At 61.8% G+C, this 16,580-nt stretch carries 18 protein-coding genes and 4 pseudogenes; 8 read left to right on the top strand and 14 right to left on the bottom strand.

Features of this window, described 5'->3' with window-relative positions:
• Nucleotides 1–146 precede the first annotated feature (146 nt).
• From P6U30_RS05530 to P6U30_RS05555, 6 genes are all read right to left on the bottom strand, one after another.
• Nucleotides 147–2,369, bottom strand: coding sequence for a S8 family peptidase (locus P6U30_RS05530; protein ID WP_407168505.1), 2,223 nt, complete (start codon nt 2,367–2,369; stop codon nt 147–149).
• Nucleotides 2,366–3,508 (bottom strand): AAA family ATPase, encoded by a 1,143-nt coding sequence (locus tag P6U30_RS05535; RefSeq protein ID WP_407168506.1) that lies wholly within the window; start codon nt 3,506–3,508, stop codon nt 2,366–2,368. The genes P6U30_RS05530 and P6U30_RS05535 overlap by 4 nt, the downstream gene beginning before the upstream one ends.
• Nucleotides 3,509–3,639: 131 nt before the next feature.
• Nucleotides 3,640–4,539 (bottom strand): HesA/MoeB/ThiF family protein, encoded by a 900-nt coding sequence (locus tag P6U30_RS05540; protein WP_407168507.1) that lies wholly within the window; start codon nt 4,537–4,539, stop codon nt 3,640–3,642.
• Nucleotides 4,536–5,039 carry a hypothetical protein gene (locus P6U30_RS05545; protein WP_407168508.1) on the bottom strand — a complete coding sequence of 168 codons (504 nt, stop codon included), beginning with the start codon at nt 5,037–5,039 and terminating at the stop codon, nt 4,536–4,538. Before P6U30_RS05545 ends, P6U30_RS05540 begins: the two co-directional genes overlap by 4 nt.
• The gene (locus P6U30_RS05550) at nt 5,036–5,368 is read right to left on the bottom strand and encodes a hypothetical protein (RefSeq protein WP_407168509.1); all 333 of its coding nucleotides are present in this window, start codon (nt 5,366–5,368) and stop codon (nt 5,036–5,038) included. Before P6U30_RS05550 ends, P6U30_RS05545 begins: the two co-directional genes overlap by 4 nt.
• Complete coding sequence (locus tag P6U30_RS05555; protein WP_407168510.1) at nt 5,365–6,075, bottom strand: multiubiquitin domain-containing protein; 711 nt, start codon at nt 6,073–6,075, stop codon at nt 5,365–5,367. The genes P6U30_RS05550 and P6U30_RS05555 overlap by 4 nt, the downstream gene beginning before the upstream one ends.
• 158 nt (nt 6,076–6,233) lie before the next feature.
• Between P6U30_RS05555 and P6U30_RS05560 the strand changes: the two genes are divergently transcribed.
• Together P6U30_RS05560 and P6U30_RS05565 are read left to right on the top strand one after the other, a co-directional pair.
• Nucleotides 6,234–6,623, top strand: coding sequence for a helix-turn-helix domain-containing protein (locus P6U30_RS05560; RefSeq protein WP_018318206.1), 390 nt, complete (start codon nt 6,234–6,236; stop codon nt 6,621–6,623).
• Nucleotides 6,613–7,521 carry an ImmA/IrrE family metallo-endopeptidase gene (locus P6U30_RS05565; RefSeq protein ID WP_407168511.1) on the top strand — a complete coding sequence of 303 codons (909 nt, stop codon included), beginning with the start codon at nt 6,613–6,615 and terminating at the stop codon, nt 7,519–7,521. The genes P6U30_RS05560 and P6U30_RS05565 overlap by 11 nt, the downstream gene beginning before the upstream one ends.
• A 138-nt stretch (nt 7,522–7,659) precedes the next feature.
• Here the strand turns inward: P6U30_RS05565 and P6U30_RS05570 are convergent.
• The 3 pseudogenes from P6U30_RS05570 to P6U30_RS05580 form a co-directional block, all read right to left on the bottom strand.
• Nucleotides 7,660–8,144: pseudogene (locus P6U30_RS05570) on the bottom strand (DNA polymerase IV); the annotation flags it as partial.
• 56 nt (nt 8,145–8,200) lie between these two features.
• Nucleotides 8,201–8,908, bottom strand: a pseudogene (locus P6U30_RS05575) (SOS response-associated peptidase); the annotation flags it as partial.
• A 10-nt stretch (nt 8,909–8,918) separates the two neighbouring features.
• Nucleotides 8,919–9,131: pseudogene (locus P6U30_RS05580) on the bottom strand (hypothetical protein); the annotation flags it as partial.
• Between the two features lie 327 nt (nt 9,132–9,458).
• On the opposite strand from P6U30_RS05580, the gene P6U30_RS05585 reads away from it, so the two are divergent.
• The 3 genes from P6U30_RS05585 to P6U30_RS05595 all read left to right on the top strand — a co-directional run bounded on the left by P6U30_RS05585 (nt 9,459) and on the right by P6U30_RS05595 (nt 11,641).
• Nucleotides 9,459–10,391 carry a Ku protein gene (locus P6U30_RS05585; RefSeq protein WP_407168512.1) on the top strand — a complete coding sequence of 311 codons (933 nt, stop codon included), beginning with the start codon at nt 9,459–9,461 and terminating at the stop codon, nt 10,389–10,391.
• A 285-nt stretch (nt 10,392–10,676) separates the two neighbouring features.
• On the top strand, nt 10,677–11,180 hold the full coding sequence (locus tag P6U30_RS05590) for an NUDIX domain-containing protein (RefSeq protein WP_407168513.1): 504 nt from the start codon (nt 10,677–10,679) through the stop codon (nt 11,178–11,180).
• The gene (locus P6U30_RS05595) at nt 11,177–11,641 is read left to right on the top strand and encodes a metallophosphoesterase family protein (RefSeq protein WP_407168514.1); all 465 of its coding nucleotides are present in this window, start codon (nt 11,177–11,179) and stop codon (nt 11,639–11,641) included. The genes P6U30_RS05590 and P6U30_RS05595 overlap by 4 nt, the downstream gene beginning before the upstream one ends.
• Nucleotides 11,642–11,711: 70 nt before the next feature.
• On the opposite strand, the gene ligD (P6U30_RS05600) is transcribed toward P6U30_RS05595, so the two are convergent.
• A complete protein-coding gene (gene ligD / locus P6U30_RS05600) occupies nt 11,712–12,659 on the bottom strand; it encodes a non-homologous end-joining DNA ligase (RefSeq protein WP_407170362.1) in 948 nt (315 codons plus the stop codon).
• A gap of 143 nt (nt 12,660–12,802) precedes the next feature.
• Here ligD (P6U30_RS05600) and P6U30_RS05605 point away from each other — a divergent pair, with 143 nt between their 5' ends.
• The gene (locus tag P6U30_RS05605; RefSeq protein ID WP_407168515.1) at nt 12,803–13,405 is read left to right on the top strand and encodes a cell envelope biogenesis protein TolA; all 603 of its coding nucleotides are present in this window, start codon (nt 12,803–12,805) and stop codon (nt 13,403–13,405) included.
• A 91-nt stretch (nt 13,406–13,496) separates the two neighbouring features.
• Here the strand turns inward: P6U30_RS05605 and P6U30_RS05610 are convergent, their stop codons facing one another.
• The 3 genes from P6U30_RS05610 to ligD (P6U30_RS05620) all read right to left on the bottom strand — a co-directional run bounded on the left by P6U30_RS05610 (nt 13,497) and on the right by ligD (P6U30_RS05620) (nt 14,937).
• Nucleotides 13,497–13,700, bottom strand: a complete 204-nt coding sequence (locus tag P6U30_RS05610; RefSeq protein WP_407168516.1) for a hypothetical protein — start codon at nt 13,698–13,700, stop codon at nt 13,497–13,499.
• Between the two features lie 182 nt (nt 13,701–13,882).
• Nucleotides 13,883–14,047: a hypothetical protein gene (locus P6U30_RS05615; RefSeq protein ID WP_407168517.1), complete on the bottom strand. Its 165-nt coding sequence runs from the start codon at nt 14,045–14,047 to the stop codon at nt 13,883–13,885.
• Nucleotides 14,047–14,937 (bottom strand): non-homologous end-joining DNA ligase, encoded by an 891-nt coding sequence (ligD, locus tag P6U30_RS05620; protein WP_407170363.1) that lies wholly within the window; start codon nt 14,935–14,937, stop codon nt 14,047–14,049. Before ligD (P6U30_RS05620) ends, P6U30_RS05615 begins: the two co-directional genes overlap by 1 nt.
• Nucleotides 14,938–15,068: 131 nt before the next feature.
• Here ligD (P6U30_RS05620) and P6U30_RS05625 point away from each other — a divergent pair, with 131 nt between their 5' ends.
• Nucleotides 15,069–15,257, top strand: coding sequence for a DUF3606 domain-containing protein (locus P6U30_RS05625; RefSeq protein ID WP_407168518.1), 189 nt, complete (start codon nt 15,069–15,071; stop codon nt 15,255–15,257).
• Nucleotides 15,258–15,280: 23 nt separating this feature from the next.
• Here the strand turns inward: P6U30_RS05625 and P6U30_RS05630 are convergent, their stop codons facing one another.
• Entirely contained in the window at nt 15,281–15,559 is a 279-nt protein-coding gene (locus P6U30_RS05630) for a hypothetical protein (protein ID WP_407168519.1), read from the bottom strand.
• Nucleotides 15,560–16,143: 584 nt separating this feature from the next.
• On the opposite strand from P6U30_RS05630, the pseudogene P6U30_RS05635 reads away from it, so the two are divergent.
• Nucleotides 16,144–16,557: pseudogene (locus tag P6U30_RS05635) on the top strand (ArdC-like ssDNA-binding domain-containing protein); the annotation flags it as partial.
• Nucleotides 16,558–16,580: the final 23 nt, after the last annotated feature.

Raw genomic sequence — 16,580 nt, forward strand, 5'->3', positions numbered from 1 at the left:
GGAGAGCTTTCGTTACGTGCTTCTCATCACCTTATTCTAAAGCTCAACGACGTCAGCCTGGACTGTAAGGGCGGAAGCCGATGGTCTCGTCGATCGTCATCAGGATGCGTTTGATTAGGCCAATGTAGTTCTCCGCACCATGGCTGCTATGTCATGACCGGAATCTCGATGACTGGCCGGAGCGCTTCGAGCTGGCGTGCATATTTGCGAACGATCTTGTCGTAGAGGTCACCAAGGTGCTTGGCGTGGACACTGACGACAAGTGCGTACGGCAGATCCTCCTTCGGCGAGAAATTACGCCCGCCGAGACGCGCATTGTAATGAATGTCGAGAACAGGATTGCGCAGCGTCTTGCCCATGAACGTAACGCGGGTGTGGAGGCAGTTCTCCCATTTCCAGGCATCGCGGCGGAGCTCATCCTCCATCAGGCCGCTCTGTGTCTTGCCGAAGAAACTCTTGCTGTCGGCGTGGACCTGGTTCGGATCCTTGCGCTTCTGGTCATGTGGCCTGAAGGTCGGCTCGAGGCCGGCGCGGGTGTAATTGCCGGGATGGTGCGGATCGACGCCAGTCGGATAGCAAAGCGTCGCGGTAATCGTGACCTTGCCGGGTACGGTGCCCGATGGCATGGGGATCGGGGCGCGAATATAGCGGGTCGGCGTAATTTTGCCCTGGTAGACGACGCGCACCGTGTCGTCGTCGCATAGGACGACGTCCTGTACGGATCGCGCGACACGGCCGCGGCCGACATCCTCGGCGGGATAGTCTGACGGTTCGGCCGTGTGGATGAGCAGCGCCCGGATCGCAAGCATGTCCAGGCCGTCACCGAAATGCGCGCGAACACCGGCGCCAAGGCGTAGGACCGACGGCGCGGAGAAGGACGTGCCCTCCGTAGCTTCGAATGCCGCTGCCGGTGTCTCGCTGACGACGATGAATGGCCGTTGCAGGCAACCTCCGAATTCCACGAAGTCGGGTTTGACGACACCGGGGCTGCGTCCCGGACCAACCGAGCTGTAGCCGCTGCGCTGCCACGGGGTCTCAGGGCTGTCGCAAGATCCGACCGCGAGGGCATTCACGCAATCTGACGGGACCTGGATGCGGTTGAAGCCGCCCTTGGCCGGTCCGTCTCCATCGTTGCCGACGGCGATGGTCGCCAGAGTGGTGCCCGCTGACAGTCGGTCATCGAGGACCGCGGTCCACGCATGAACGTCATCGTCTTCGATTGGAAGCCGGGGGCCGATGCTGAGGTTGATGAAATGGTAGTGCTTCTCGACCAGGACCTGGTCGATACGAGAGAGCACCTCGTAGAGCTCGTGCGGATTCTGTTTTGGGGCGGTATCGAGAACGCGATAGTGGTCGACCGCCGCATACGGGCGCGGAACAGGGCTTGCGGGATCGATATGCCCGAACAGGAATGCGGAGCTGACCCCCACGCCGTGCTTCTGCAAATCGGGAATGGTGCCGCCGATACCGGGGGGATCGATGGGCTTGACCCATTTGGTGATCGGATGGTTTTTCGGCATGCCACCATCGAAGATCGCGACGCGGATCTTTGGATCGATCGGACCGACAGTCGGCAACACGATGTTTTCCATCGGGACGCGCGACGAACGGAATGTCGGGCGCAGCATGCGCAGGCTCGGCATCTGCCGCAACGCGCGGACTGGCGTGAAGGTGGCGATTTCGTCGGCGAGCTCCACGGGGGCCTCGAGTTCGACAAAACACAGCCCGCCGGCCGAGAACCGTCGGCCAAGGGCCTGATCAATGCCGATCTCCTCGAGATATTCGCTGAACAGCGGAATGATCCCGTTGGAGCCGGTGCCCGCGTCACTGTGCAGGACGACCTCGAAGACAGTCTCGCCGGTTTTCGGCAGCCTGCCCTTGATCTTGTCGCGCGGCGTTGGCGCTGCCACCTGCTCGATGGTCGGCAGCTCATCGGCACCCTTCACCTCCTCACCCCACCGGGGCAGTGCGCTGCGCCAGGCGCGAAAGGCGTCGCGGCTGCCTGCAACGAACAGCTCCGTGGTGATGGTCTCTTCGGGTTCGCGACCCTTCGAGCGCTTCTGCGGCTTGATGCGCCGCGGGCGGCTTCCGATCGGCTCTAGCCCGACGGATTCGAGCAGGCGTTCGGGGAAATACGATTTTGCAATGTATTCGGGGTTGAGCGTGACCGTTGCAACGGCGCGATTGTCCGGACAGGCCGCGTCCGGCAGCTGGTCGATGCCGCGGACCACGCGCGCGAGCATGGGCGCAATGCGCTCCCTCGCCTCGGAGAACGTGTAAGGATGGCTCTTCGGCGCGCCGCCGCGGACGCCTGCGACATCTTCGACAAGGCGTTCGCCCTTACCCAATAAAAAATTGCGTTTGGTCATGACGTATCTCCGCCGTTTTTCCGTTTCGTCATTTTCTTAGATTTGCCGGCGCGGCTGCGGATGGTGTCACGCGCCACGCCGGTAAGCTCGCCCGCCTTGCGCTGCGAGAGGAGGCCGCGATTGACAATTGCTGTCGCCAGTTGAATGCGTTTGGCTTTGACAATCGATTTGTTGGTGAGCAGCCCGGCCAGTTGCTCTTCGAGTGGGACATTGCCTAGCGCTGCGCCACGTCTCGCGGCAGATAGGTCGCGCTCGATGTCGCTGAAGGATCGGCCGGCGAAGCCCGTAGCAAGCAGACCGCTCCACTGTTTCGTTGCCGGAAAATAAGGGGCGAGTGTCGCCTCAATGAAGCGGGCAATCGCCTCGTGGTCTGGCAAAGGGAATTCAACGTGCAGCTCGAACCGGCGCCATATGGCGGGATCGAGAAGATCGGGATGGTTGGTTGCCGCAAGGAGCACACCCGAGGTCGGCCAGTCGTCGATTTGCTGAATGAGGACCGTGACAAGCCGCTTGAGCTCGCCGATCTCACCGCGATCATCGCGGCGTTTGGCTATGGCGTCGAATTCATCGAGAAGCAGGACACAGTCGATGGTCTTCGCGTATTCCAGAACATGGCGCAGATTGCTGCCCGTCCTGCCGAGCAGGCTGCTCATGACAGCGGCCAGGTCCAGGATGAGGAGCGGGCGCTTGAGCTCGCGCGCCAGCCATCGCGCCGCCATAGTCTTCCCGACGCCGGGAGGCCCCACGAACAAGGCCGCCCGTGTGGGATCGAGACCGGCACGGGCCAGTGCCTGCGGATTGCGACGCTCTTCCACGACCTGACGCAAGGCGCGTTCCAGCTCGGGTGAAAAGATCGGGTCGTGATCAAGAACAGGCTCGGATTCGACCTGCATCAGGTGAAGCCGGGAGTCGATGTCGACCGGCAGCGGCACTTCGGCCTGCCGGCGCAAGGGGGAAGCCGGAGAGGGCGATTCGTGAAGCAGGCTGGTGAGCGCCTCGGCGAACTGAGGCACGCGCTGGTGATAGCGCTTGGCCGCGCGTCGCAGGACGACCTGGACGTCCTGTATGCGGCCCGAAAGGGCAGTCCGGGCAAGTTGGAGAAAATCGGCTTCGATATTGGTCTTCGCAGGTTCTGGCATGTCTCATTCAGTACAACGGTTCAGCGAGCCTGCACGCTAGCAGGGGTGGACGAGTTTTTCACATGAAAAATGAAAACTCGTCCACAATACCATAAAATAACGTGATTACAAATGGATGTGCGTGGACGAAATTATGAGCCTTGTCCGTTCAGCCAAATCCAGAGGCGGCGCCACCACGGCAGCCCCTCGCTCTCCGATACCGGCGCCGGCCGCGGTGCAAAGGCCTGCTTGCGGATGTCGAACAGCGGATCTCCGGCCTCGTCGTGCGGGTGGTGGGGGCAGATGTGATCCTTGAGCAAGTCCATGCGGGCGTTGCGGGTGACCGTTCCCTTGTTGCCGTCGTAGTCGAGGAACACGAAGGACGGCGGGTTCTGGTACCAAGGCGTAAGCACCTGGGTCAGCAAGCCGACCGCCGTCGACGCGAGCACGCCATTCGACCAGACCACTTGGGGGCGTGAGCCTGCAGCACCGTACTTGCGGGCTTCCTGCTCGAGCCTCTCGTCGGTGATGAAGCCGCAGCAGCGCATGCACGGTGCTCCCGGCATCGAGAGGATGACTTGGCCGCTGACCAGGTACCCATCCTTGCCGAGATCGTGCACATCCATGCCGATGTCGATGTACGGGATGAGGTGACGGCGGGCGAAACGCTCAAGTTGTTCGCGCTCGCGGAAGCCGTCGACCGCGCCGACGATGATGTCGCAGCGCTTGAGATCATCGACTGCGTTTTGCCAGTCGTCCTGCACCGAGATGATCCGCGCTCCGGGATTGAGGCCGCGGATGAGGCGCGCGGCGATCGCGACCTTGGGCATGCGCGCGTCCACGTCGGCCAGCGTCCCGCCGATCAGGCGGTTGGTGTTCGTGTCCTCGATCACGTCTGGGTCGGCGTTCACATACCCACCCACGCCCATATGCGCCGTCTGCTGCGCCACATGCGACCCGCCGCCGCCGAGGCCGATGATGCCGATGGTCGCACCTTCCAGGATTGCGTCACTGTTGGGCCCCAGGAAGCTTTGTCGATCGAGGCGGCTCATGCAGCCCTCCATGTGTGAACGGGCATGCCGACCTCGGTGAAGCGGGCGATAAAGGGCTGTGGCGCGTCGCGACCAAGCCAGACCTGGCCGAACGCGGCCGTGTCACTGAGAACGATCGCGCCGTGGACTGCATGGGGCGCGACCGACACGAAATTCGGGATGAACTTGGCGTTCTCGCGGTTATCGACGCCGCTAAACCCCGGCACGCCATGGCCGCCATGCGTATGTACGTGGAAGATGGCGGCGCGGTCGTTCATGGACCACTGGCGCGCGCGGCGGATCGCCGCGGCGCTCATCATCGCGCCGACGCTCGGGTCGCGCAGATATTCTTCATCGAGTACGGGACGGTATTCCCGCGCGAGAATCAGGAGATCGTCGTGCGCGGCAGCGAGGCCGGCGGCGATGAACCCGACCCGCTCGTGCGCAAAGGCGTGGGGGCGGCGCAGATCGGCGCGGATGCCGGCCAGCAAGGCCTTGTTGATCTTGAAATGAATGTTCATGCGACGGCCCTCAGATGCGCCAGCAACATCTGCGTCCATCGCAGCGAGGCGGGCACGTGATTCCAGGACGGCGCCCACCAGTTGCGCTCGACCACGCGGTGCGGGTTCCAGTTCGCGCCGCGCCCTTGGATCTTGGTCTCGAAGAACAGGCGGGTGTCGTAGCCCGAGTGCGCGAACGGCACGAGCAGCAGGTCCATGCGGTACGGAATGTCGCCCGCCATGAAACCGAAGGAGGGCAGCAGCGCGACGGGTTGGCCGCCCTCCTTGAGGAGGACGGCCTCACGGTGCATCGCCTGCAACCCGGCGAAGTTCGCGGAGGCGTCGGTCACGAGGAACCTCCGCAGGGCACCTGCTCGAAGAAGCGCATCCCGTCCTTCACCCGGAGCTTCTGGCCGGGCTTGAGCTCGGTGAGATTGCCTTCCTCGTTGATGACCTCGAGGACGTAGCCCTGCTGCACGCCGAACAAGTCCTTGAGCTGCTCCGTGGTGTAGGTCCCACGGGGCATTTCCCAGGGATTGTTCTCGAAGAACACCGTGATGAGCCGCTTCTCGGTGTGCAGGTGCTCCGTGCCGGCCTCGCCAAGGTCGAGCTCGTCTCCCGGCTTGAGCTCGACGTCGTCGCCGTCGCGGTCCTGGATGATGACCTCGTCGTTGCGGACGTGGCCGATGACGCGCAGCTCCGGCTCCCCGATCTTGCGGACCCCCCATTCGAAGCCGTGGTCATCAAGAATGAACCGGAAGATGCGGTCGCTCTTGAAGGCCCGGAACGTTTCGGTGCCCGGCGCGGTCAGGTCGACGGTCTCGTCGAGCCCGATCGAGCGGGTCCCGTGGCGCATCAGTTGGATCAGCACGTAATCGCCGGCCGGCTTGAAGCCCGCCTTCTCCAGGATGCGGTCGCCCTTGGGCTGCGCATCGCCGAATTCGACCGTGGTGCCATTCACGGTCGTCGAGAACTTGCCGTCCGGCCCGGGGCGGCGCGCCGCTTCGGCCTCGACATGTTGATTGCGGCCCTGGCCGCCGGTCTGGGTATTTTCCATCGTCCTAGTCCTTCTTTCTGCCAGCCCATCGCCAGCTCGGTAGCGATAAGATAAGGCGGCATGCAAAGAACGTCAAGCATTTTACGCGCACGCTTGACGTTCTTATCGACTTGCGCTAAATACACTAACGGAATCAAGTGGTTTGGAGGATGATAGACATGATCAAGAAGAGCGCTGAGCCAGAGGTCAAGCTCACGCTTGGACAATATCTCGCCTCAATTCGTGAAGACCGCGACCTCTCGCAGCGCGATGTCGAGAAGGCCACCGGCAAAGTCGTGTCCAATGCGTACTTGTCCCAGATCGAAAACGGTCTGATCAAAAAGCCAAATCCGAACATCCTGCATGCGCTCTCGGAGCTCTACGCGATCAGCTACGAGGATCTGATGGAGCGTGCGGGCTACATCGTGCCCACGCGTTCGCGCAGCGCAGGGCAGCGCCACGGGCGCGTCGCGACCTTCGCAGGACATAACCTGACGGACGAAGAGGAAGCGAAGCTCGTCGAGTTTCTTGGATATTTGCGCAGCAGGAAGAAGCCCGGTGAAAGCTGACGATAGTAGTCTCGATCCCGAAGAGGTGCGCGCCGTGTATGCCGCTGCACGGCGCGCACTGGACCGGGCGTCGGCATGGGGGATCTATCCCACGCCAACTTCTGTGATCCTTGAAGCGGCGAGCCTAAAGATCGCACCAAAGAGCGCATTTGACCCGCGCCGGATTACGGAATTTCTGCTCGATAAGGCCGAGAGCGCTGCCACTGCTCTCAAGTCCGCAATCGCAAAGGTGTTCGGCATCTACGACGCCGACGAGCAGCTGATTCATATCGACGACAGCGTTCACAAATCCAAGCAGAACTTTCTTAAACTGCATGAAGCGGGGCATCACGAGCTCCCTGCTCATCGGAGTGCCTTCCGGCTGTTCCACGACTGCGAAAAGACACTCGATCCGGAGATTTCCGATCTCTTTGAACGGGAGGCAAACAACTTTGCCAGGTTTGTCCTGTTTCAGGGGGATGGCTACGCGTCGATGGCCGTCGATCACAAGTTCGAGCTGCGCACGCCGATCAAGCTGGCGGGAAAATTCGGGGCGTCGGTCTATGCCTCTTGCCGCGAGTTTGTGCGGACGCATCACCGGGCATGCGTCATCTACATCCTCGAGCCGGTCACGTACTGCGAACGCACTGGCGCCCGCGCCGAGGTACGCCGGATCGAAGCGTCGCCGGCCTATCTGAAGCAGTTTCGCCGGCCAGATGAGGACGTGATAACCCTCGATCATTCGCTCGGACGCGTATTACCGATCGGCAGGAAAATGACCCGTCCGACGACGGTTTCAATCACGGACCGTAACGGTCAGGCCCACGAATGCATTGCAGAGGCATTCAATACGACCTTCAATATCCTAGTGCTGGTCTACCCGGTGAAGGCCCTTACGAGCACCACGATCATCTTTTAGGGATAAGGCGCTCGCAGCGCGGCCGCGGCTCGCCCCGCGATTGAAGATCCTAATCGGTACAGACTGAGCTCGACGACCAACTTGAAAAGGCAGTGACGTGACGCGATTACATCGGCAGCGCCAGCTGAAGTTGCGCGTCGGCCCCATCTCCGGAGTGGTGATGTACTGGCCGTTCGGCTTGCGGTGGTCTGATGCGAGCTTCGCCAGAAATTTGTTGTAGGAAATACCGGCGGATGCATTGAGGCCGGTTACCTCCTTGATCTTCGCGCGGATCGCCAACGCCACGTCCCGCGCAACTGAATGCGTCTGCAGATTTTAGGTCACGTCGAGGTAAGCCTCGTTCAGTGACAGCGGCTCGATGATCGGAGTGTGCTCAGCGAAGATCTCGCGGATCTGCTGGGAGACTGCCTTGTAGACCTCGAAGCGCGGCTTCACGAGAAAATCAGGTCTGGGCATTGCTGCTTCGCAGTAACTGATGGCATTGCCGATCGGACACCGAATTTGCGGGCTTCGTAGCTCGCGGCAGCCACGACACCCCGCTCGCGGGATCCGCCGACGGCAATCCGCTTGCCGCGAAGATCCGGATTGTCCCGCTGCTCGACGGACGCAAAAAAGGCGCCCATATCGACGTGGATGATCTTGCGTTGGCGAGGCGAGGGCTGTGCCTGGTCGTTGGCCACGTTATTTGCCCGGCTTGGTCTTCCTTGACGCCGCGGGCCACAATCCGGAGGCTCCTGTCCGGAAGCGGCCGCTGCAGCTTCAGGGCCTCGTCTGGAGGAGCCGTCATCCAGGTCTCGACTTCTTCCGGCGTTGTCAGGATGACCGGCATTGCCTTGGGATGGATGGCACCGACCTCGGCGTTCGGCTCCGTCGTGAGGAACGCGTAGAGGTCGTTGGTCGTCTCGCGTTCCTTGACCTTTCGCACGGACGTCCAGTTGGTCCAGATACCGGGGAAGCAGGCGAGGGGACGGGTCTCATCGAGCGCGAACCATATGTCACCGCCCTCGGGCTTGTTGAATTCGCTGAACGAATTGAACGGCACCACGCAGCGATGCTCGACGCCGAGCCAGCGGGACCAGTATTTGCTCTTCACATTACGGATGTTGGTCGTCCCGCCGTCCGGCTCCATTCTGAGCAATTCCTTGAAATCCACTGCCTTGCCTTTGGCCTGCAGCTTTTCGGCTCGCTTCTTCGTGGCGTCCATCAGCGCTTTTGACGATGGCATGCCCCAGCGCGCCGTGGCGAGCTCGTGGCCCTGGGCTCCGTTGCGCACGATCGGTGCCTTGTAGTCCGGAAAAACCCCCGGCATCGGCGCCAGATCGCCGACGTATCGGTTCACCACGCGAAATAGCGCGCTGATGGCAGCCTGGTTGGTCGTGATAGAGATTGCACATCAGTCAGGACTCGGTTCGAGGGTGGCGCGGCTGCCACGTCAACTGTAGCAGAGTCGCGGATGGACGCCGGCCCGCCTTGGCGCATTTACGGCAGCGCAGCCGGCTGGCGAGATCGTGCACGAAGGTGGTCGGCGGGTGCTTCATCGCCGCGAGGTCCACGTCGCTCGGCGTCTTGCAGCGCGCGCACCTGATCTCCAGCCAGGGAAAGACGTCGTTGCCGGATCTCGGTTGCGGGTGTGCCGGCGCGAGGATCTTTGAGCACCGAGGCCCAGTATTCGGCCGGCAGCGGTGCATCCGGAGCCGCAGCGGAAGGTGTCGGCCTGCGGGCCGCCTCGGCGGCCAGTTTTTCCATCTGCTTGGGGGTCGGCATGCGCCAGCTCGCGGGTCGGTCGGTCATGCCTGAATTAGAACATAACAAGAACAAATGTCGAGTCCGTCACAAGCAGCTGCCGTAAAAAATCGTCCTGTGGGACGGGTCGCGATGTCGGAACCAAGCCCGGTCGTTCGTCTTGAATCCGGTATTAGTATCGGAGTTCCCCCGGCATGGTCCCCCGCGCTAACTGGAAAGGCTTCCTGCGCCTTTCCCTCGTCACCTGTCCGGTCGCGCTCTATCCGGCCACCTCGGAATCCGAAAAGGTCTCGTTCAACCAGCTGAACCGAAAGACTGGCCATCGGATCAAGTACGCCAAGGTCGACGCCGACACCGGCGAGGAGGTCGACAACGAGGACATCGTCAAGGGCTACAAGGTTGATACCGATACCTTCATCGAGGTGACCAAGGAGGAGCTTGAGAACGTCGCGCTGGAATCGACGCGAACCATCGAGATCGACGAGTTCGTTGACCGCAGCGAGATCGATCCGCGATATCTCATTCGCCCCTACTACCTGCGTCCCGACGGTAAAGTCGGGCACGATGCCTTCGCCGTCATTCGGGAAACCATCCGCGAGATGAACAAGGTCGCAATCGGCCGTGTGGTCCTGACCAATCGCGAGCACATCATCGCGCTGGAGCCGCTCGACAAGGGCCTGATGGGAACGCTCCTGCGCTACCCCTACGAAGTCCGTTCAGCTGATGAGTATTTCGACGATATCCAGGACGTCAAAGTCACCAAGGACATGCTCGATCTCGCCAAGCACATCGTCAATCAGAAGGCGGGCCATTTCGAGCCGGACAAGTTCGAAGACCAGTACGAGACTGCGCTCATTGATCTGATCAACCAGAAGCGCGCCGGCAAAGCCATCACCGCGAAAGTGCGTCCCCGCGGCGAGAACGTGGTGGACCTGATGGACGCGCTGCGCAAGAGCATCGGAAGAGAGGGCGCGGCCGCGACAGAGGCACCCAAGAAATCAGGAAAAAAGCCGCGCAAGGCGGCGGCCGGGCAGAAGGAAATGCTGATGCCGATCGCAGGCAAGAAGCCGGCGAAAGAGACCGCAGCGAAGAAGCCGGCGGCCAAGCCGCAGCGGAAGTCGGCTTAGGTGTCGTGAAGCATCCGGTGACGCCGGACGACCACTACTTCGTCGTCCGCGGCAGGCTCTGGCGAATGGCAAATCCCATCTCGACGAGGTCACGCGAGATCATCTCGTCGGCCGTCTAATGGCGGCTCGGCGGGTCGGTGCGCGCGCCAGGAAGGGCCGACCGCGAGGCCGAAATAACGGTGCATAGGACCGTGGACGAGGCTAAGCAGGCGCTCGGCGAGCGCGGTCCGTTATGGCGGGACGGCGGCTCGCCGGCTCTCGATTGCTCTGCAAAGTAGGAGCGATATGGCTGCGGTGAAAAAGACTTCCAGGAGATCGGCCTTGAGCGCGGGCATTCTCGTATACCGCAAGGACGCTCGTGGGCTCGATGTACTGCTCGTTCATCCCGGCGGTCCGTTCTGGCGTAAGAGAGATGATGGCGCCTGGTCCATTCCGAAGGGCGAAATCGATGCCAATGATGCTCCGGAGAACGTCGCTCGACGCGAATTTGCCGAAGAACTCGGCCCGAGCGCTTCGATTGGTCCACTCCAGGCGCTGGGAGAAGTCCGACAGCGAGGAGGGAAGCGCGTCATCGCATTCGCCGGCGAAGGCCAGTTTGATCCCGCAGCGCTGACCAGCAATACCTTCGACATCGAATGGCCGCCCCGAAGCGGTCGACGGCAGAGTTTTCCCGAAGTGGACCGCGCGGAATGGTTTGAGATCGAGCTCGCGCGGACCAAGATGCTGTCCGCTCAGGTAGAGTTTCTCGATCGTCTTTTGGCAATCGCATTTGAGAGCGTCGGGAAATGATCTTCAGGATCGGAATCATTTCGGACACGCACGGCCTGTTGAGGCCCGAGGCGGAACGAGGCCTGGCGGGCGTCGATCACATCATCCATGCCGGCGACATCGGGCGCCCCGAGATCATCGACGCGCTTCGCCGGATCGCGCCCGTCACGGCCATTCGTGGAAACGTGGACGGTGGCGAGTGGGCTCGCGACTACCCCGACACGAACCTTGTGCGCTTGGCGGGAAAGTCGATCTACGTTCTGCACGACCTGAAGACGCTGAAGGCCGATCCCGGTGGCGGCACCGATGTCATCGTCTCCGGGCATTCCCACGTGCCGAAGATCGACACGGTCGGTGGCATTCTCTACCTGAATCCCGGCAGCGCGGGACCTCGGCGTTTCAAGCTGCCGATCACGTTTGCGACGCTCGAACTCACGCCTGACGGCATGCGACCAGAAATCCACGACCTTGGAGGCGACTGAGTGCCCACCGCGGAGGGCCGGAGGAGGCGAGTGCGTCAAACTTCCGTTTGCCGGGTTACGCCCGGAAGCGCTATTTGCGCGGACGTTCTCGCTCGCGCACGACCTCCTTCGCCCGTTTGTCGGACCTGAGCCCCAGGTAGACGGGCTGGCGCAGTTCGCCCTTACTCGTCCACTCCGCAAATTTGACCTCGGCGACCAACGAGGGCTTGACCCAAGTCGTGGCGGCCTCGTCCTTCACTTTGGCAAGGAAGGGTGATTTCGGGGTCGTCAGCTTCACGAGCTTGGCGTGGAGGTCTTCCAGGACCTTGTGGCTGAAGCCAGTGCCAACATGTCCGATATAGCGCCATGTGTCGTCTTCCCGCACGGCGAGGACCAGGGCGCCGAAGTATGGTCTTGTACGCCTCGGCGCCGTGAAGCCCGCGATCACCACTTCCTGCCGCTTTGCTGTCTTGATCTTCAGCCAATCCGCCGTCCGGCTTCCGGACGCATACGCGCTGTCGGCGCGCTTCGCCATGACGCCTTCCAGACCCTTCCGCTCGGCCTCGGCGAAGAATTTCATGCCGTTCGCTTTGCGGTGATGGCTGAAGGCGATCAGCTGGTTGCTCGGCAGGATCGCTTTCAGCCGCTCCTTGCGCTCGAGAAGAGGCCGTTTGCGCAAGTCAACTGCGTTCTGAAACATGAGATCGAAGGCGCAATACAGGAGCTTGGCTTCATGACGCAGCGCGCTTTGCAGCAGCTGGAAATGCGAGACGCCGTCCTTTCCGATCGCGACGAGTTCGCCGTCGATCACGGCGTCGCCCTTCACACCCTCGAGCGCTTTGGCGACCTCGATATAGCTGCGGCTGATGATCTTGCCGTTGCGGCTATAGAGCGCAACTTTGCCCCGCCGGATTTCCGCAATCATCCGGAAGCCATCGTACTTATCCTCGAAAACCCAGCCGGGGTCGTCGAACGGCGCATCAGTGAGCGTAGCGAGCATCGGCTGCAGGCGCTTGGGCAGGGTCGACGTCCGGCTCATTCGAGGCCAATCCTTAAGAGCACGTTGCGAAATGCATGGACGTCCTTCACTGATTAGGGAACGCTTTGGGACCACGTCGTGTTCCGCAGGCATCGTGGCGTGCGAGACGTTGAGGATCGACCGGGCGAGCGCGGATCAGACCTATGGCCAGAAAACTCAAGACCTATCAGACCTCGCTGGGCTTCTTCGATCTGGCGATCGCCGCTCCCTCCATGAAAGCGGCCCTCGAAGCCTGGGGCGCTGACAGCAATCTCTTCCACCAGGGCGCGGCGAAGGAAAGCGACGATCCGGACGTCATCGAGGCAACTACGGCTGCGCCGGGCGTCGTTCTGAAGAGACCCGTCGGCTCCAACGGGCCATTCAGGGAGCATGCCGAGTTACCTACCGACCTTGCCAGCGGCAGCTCAAAGAAGACAGGCCGCCGTCAACCGCGGAAGCCTTCCAAGCGGGCCCACGACGATGCGGCCGACCGGAAGGCTGCAGTTGCTTTCGAGAAGGAGCAGAAGCGACGGGAGCGCGAACGTGCCAAGGAGGAGGCCGTCCGGCAGAAGGAGCGTGAGCGACGGCAGCACGCCGTCGACAAGGCGCAAGGTGCTTTGGACGCGGCCCGTCGCAAGCACGAAGAAAAGGCCGCTGACATTCAACAACAGCTCGAAGTTCTTGAGGAAAGCGCGCGGGACGAGGAGGGGCGTTGGGAAAAGGAGAAGGCCCGGTTGGAAGACGCGTTACGACGGGCGCGAGGTTAGGTCTCGAAGTGTGACCATCTCGAGTCTCAGCATCAACGCATGATTTGCCGCTGAGATCGGAAATCGCCAATAAACTGCCAGGTCTCCAGTCTTAGCCGTTGCGCTCTTCCCGCAAGATGCGCTCCAGATCATCCTCGAAGATGTTCTGCGTTGCTTCGAAGAAAGCCAGGAGCTTCAGAGCCTCTGCGGCATTTGCACCGCCCTTGCTGACCATCCGTTGCTGCCTTTCGACGATCTGACGTCCTTTGGCAACATGGCGACGGGCAAGGATGACACGTTCGGAATCATGAGACATTGGTGGCTCCTGCTGCAGGCGGGAGCGCGATTGGTCTCTCAGCCACCGGTGCCCGCGGCAGAGTGCCTTTGCCGGTGATGACCGGATTATACTCCGTTTCGCGAATTTGGACACTGTCCAATTCAAGCCGGCAGCGTTGAATGGTGCGGTGGGCGTGCTCAGACTGCGCGATCGCTTGTAAACTATCGGTCGGAAACCGCCCGCGCTGCGGCCTCATTGAGCTTTGCGCGGTCGCGCCTGTTCTCCGGAGGCAGCTCCATCACCGCTCGATGGAGCTCCGCAGGGATCGTCAGCGGACTATCGAGCGGCTTTTCGGCCCACTCCCAGAAGCGGTCAAAGGCATCCATTACAGATCGTCCCGAAGCCCCCTGAAGAAGGGATGACGGACTTTCCCCTCCGCTGATTTGGCGCGGTACTCTATCTCGGCCAGCAGCTTGGGTTCGACCCAGATTCCTTTGTGTGCAATCCGCTTTGCATAAGGCTGCGTCTTGCGGATCAGCGGCTTCAGACGCTCCCGAAGGTCGGCGGCTGACGCCTTGTCAAACCCATGGTCCACCTTCCCGGCGTAGACCAGATCGTTGCCCTTGCGCCGGCCGACGTAGATCCCGTCCCACTTCGTCCCATCAAGTGCGAAGCCCGCAATGGTCAGCGTCTCACGCTGCACGCAGGTCTTCTTGACCCAGTCATTCGTGCGTCCCGCCGGATAGGCACTGCCGCGGACCTTCGAGACGACGCCTTCGAGGCCGAGCTTGCACGCGTGCGCAAACATCTGGCGGCCGTCTATCTCGAAGCTTTCGCTGAACTGGATGTCGGTGCCGCCTAGGATCTTCTTGAGTTCGGCCTTGCGCTGAAAGAGCGGTAACTTCCGGATATCTCGGCCGTTCAGATAGAGCAGGTCGAACGCTACGAGCACGATACTCTTCGACTTACCCTTGAGCTCGTTCTGCAAGACCGAGAAGTCGGTGGTGCCGTCGGCGGCCGGTGCCACGATCTCGCCGTCCACCACCGCCGAGTTCGCCTTGATCCGCCAGGCGTCATGAACGACCTTCTTGAAGCGGTGCGTCCAATCGTGGCCGCGCCGGGTGAAGATCTTTGCCGTCTCGTTGGCCAGATGGACCTGAACGCGGTAGCCGTCGAACTTGATTTCGTGAATCCAGCGCTCTCCGGATGGCACCTTCTCTATCGAGGATGCCAGGGCCGGCTCGATGAAGCCGGGTAAGGGCGCCTTGACGCCGATCGCCTCCGGCTTTTTACGCTGAAACGCCGAAGAACTCCACGCTACAGCCGATTCAAATTGGCACAGTTCGAATCGTTCCGGAACCTGCGAATCCCCGTCGCGTTGCTTCGATGTCACGACAGGAGGCACCGATGGCGGTAGCGAAGAGGAGCAAAACGGCGCGCGGACGAAAGCAGGACCGGGCGCGGGTGGCCGGCGGGCAGGACTATGAAGTGCAGTACGAGGCGAAGAAGACCGGGAAGTCGGCGCCGGCGGTGAAAAAGGCCGTCAAAAAGGTCGGCAACGCGCGCAAGCGTGTGGAGAAGCGGCTGGGCCGCTGAATCGGAGACGGTCGCGTCGATACTTAGCTCCGGTCCTCCTCGTCAGGGGAGCATTCTGGGCAGGTGTCACCAATCGAGTCGAGCACGTCGCGAATCGCAGTCTCCGCTACATCGGGGGACACGTCTGCTGGCGGGTCTCGACGGGCAATATCGAAGGCTCGCTCCCGCGCATGCGGATCGGCTCGGTCCTGCATCCAACCGTGCTCCTCGCACTCGCGGATGGCGCCGACTTCCTGTAGCACGTGGATCGCCCATCCCTGCAGCGTCCGTATTGTCGCCCTTCGTTCACTGATCATCAGCATTGAAATAGACTCCGGATACGACGAATCCTGTGCTCCGACGTTGGTTCCGGCTGCTAGCACAAGGCTGGGATTCCGGCTCAGCAGAGGACAAGCTTTCCCCAATTCTGAGACCCTGTAAAAAGCCGGGCTGCTCTCACAGGATTGCCAGCATCACGTTCGTTCAGGTCTTTTAGTGAGTGGGCGCGTGCGGCCAGGGCCGCACCGGGCTCTCGTGAACCGAGCCGCGCAGCGTCTCGGCCTCGCGGCTTCGATCCCTCGCGCGAGAGCTTTGGTGCTCCTCGCCGGGGGCACTCGGAAAAGGGGCTCGCCTGCGGCGATCGCTATCACTGCCCCGTTCCCGGGTGCCGCTATTGAACCGGTCTCGTCGCTGCACTCGGTCCCGCGTGCCGCCTTCGGCGTCGCTATGCTCACGCTCCTGCGGGTGCCATTTCTCTTAAGGCGATGCGCCCCTGGCGCACGCCGGATCAGGCCTGCGGCCTAAGGCAGATTGCTCAGGAAGCTGAGAGTAAGAGTGCAGGCTGGGTTTTCCGTGACGGGTTACAAGCTGCGAGAGAGGCTCGTGGCGCCCGTCGCGGAGACCCGCGATGTCAAATCCTACTGCTCGCGCGCGCACCGGCCAGGACCGGGCGAGCCTTTACACTGAAATCACCGACAAGATCATCGCCGAGCTTGAGGCCGGACACATCCCCTGGGTTCAGCCCTGGGGTACGGCCGCGGCGAAAGCGCCGCTGGCCATTCCGAAAAATGCGTCGACCAACCGACAATACAGTGGCGTTAACATCCTCATTCTCTGGGGAGCCGTGATCGAACGCGGATTTGCCGGTCAAAGTTGGCTCACCTTCCGTCAGGCGCTCTCGCTTGGCGGCCACGTTCGCAATGGAGAGCGCGGGACTACCGTCGTCTACGCGGATCGTTTCGTGCCGAATGACGAAAAGCGCCGCGCCGCCGAGACCGGTGAAAACGCGCAGGCGATTCCATTCCTCAAGCGATTTACCGTCGTCCGTTGCGCCACCGAAGGCGT

It is taken from the genome of Bradyrhizobium sp. ORS 111 (assembly GCF_045571485.1).
Taxonomy (GTDB): domain Bacteria; phylum Pseudomonadota; class Alphaproteobacteria; order Rhizobiales; family Xanthobacteraceae; genus Bradyrhizobium.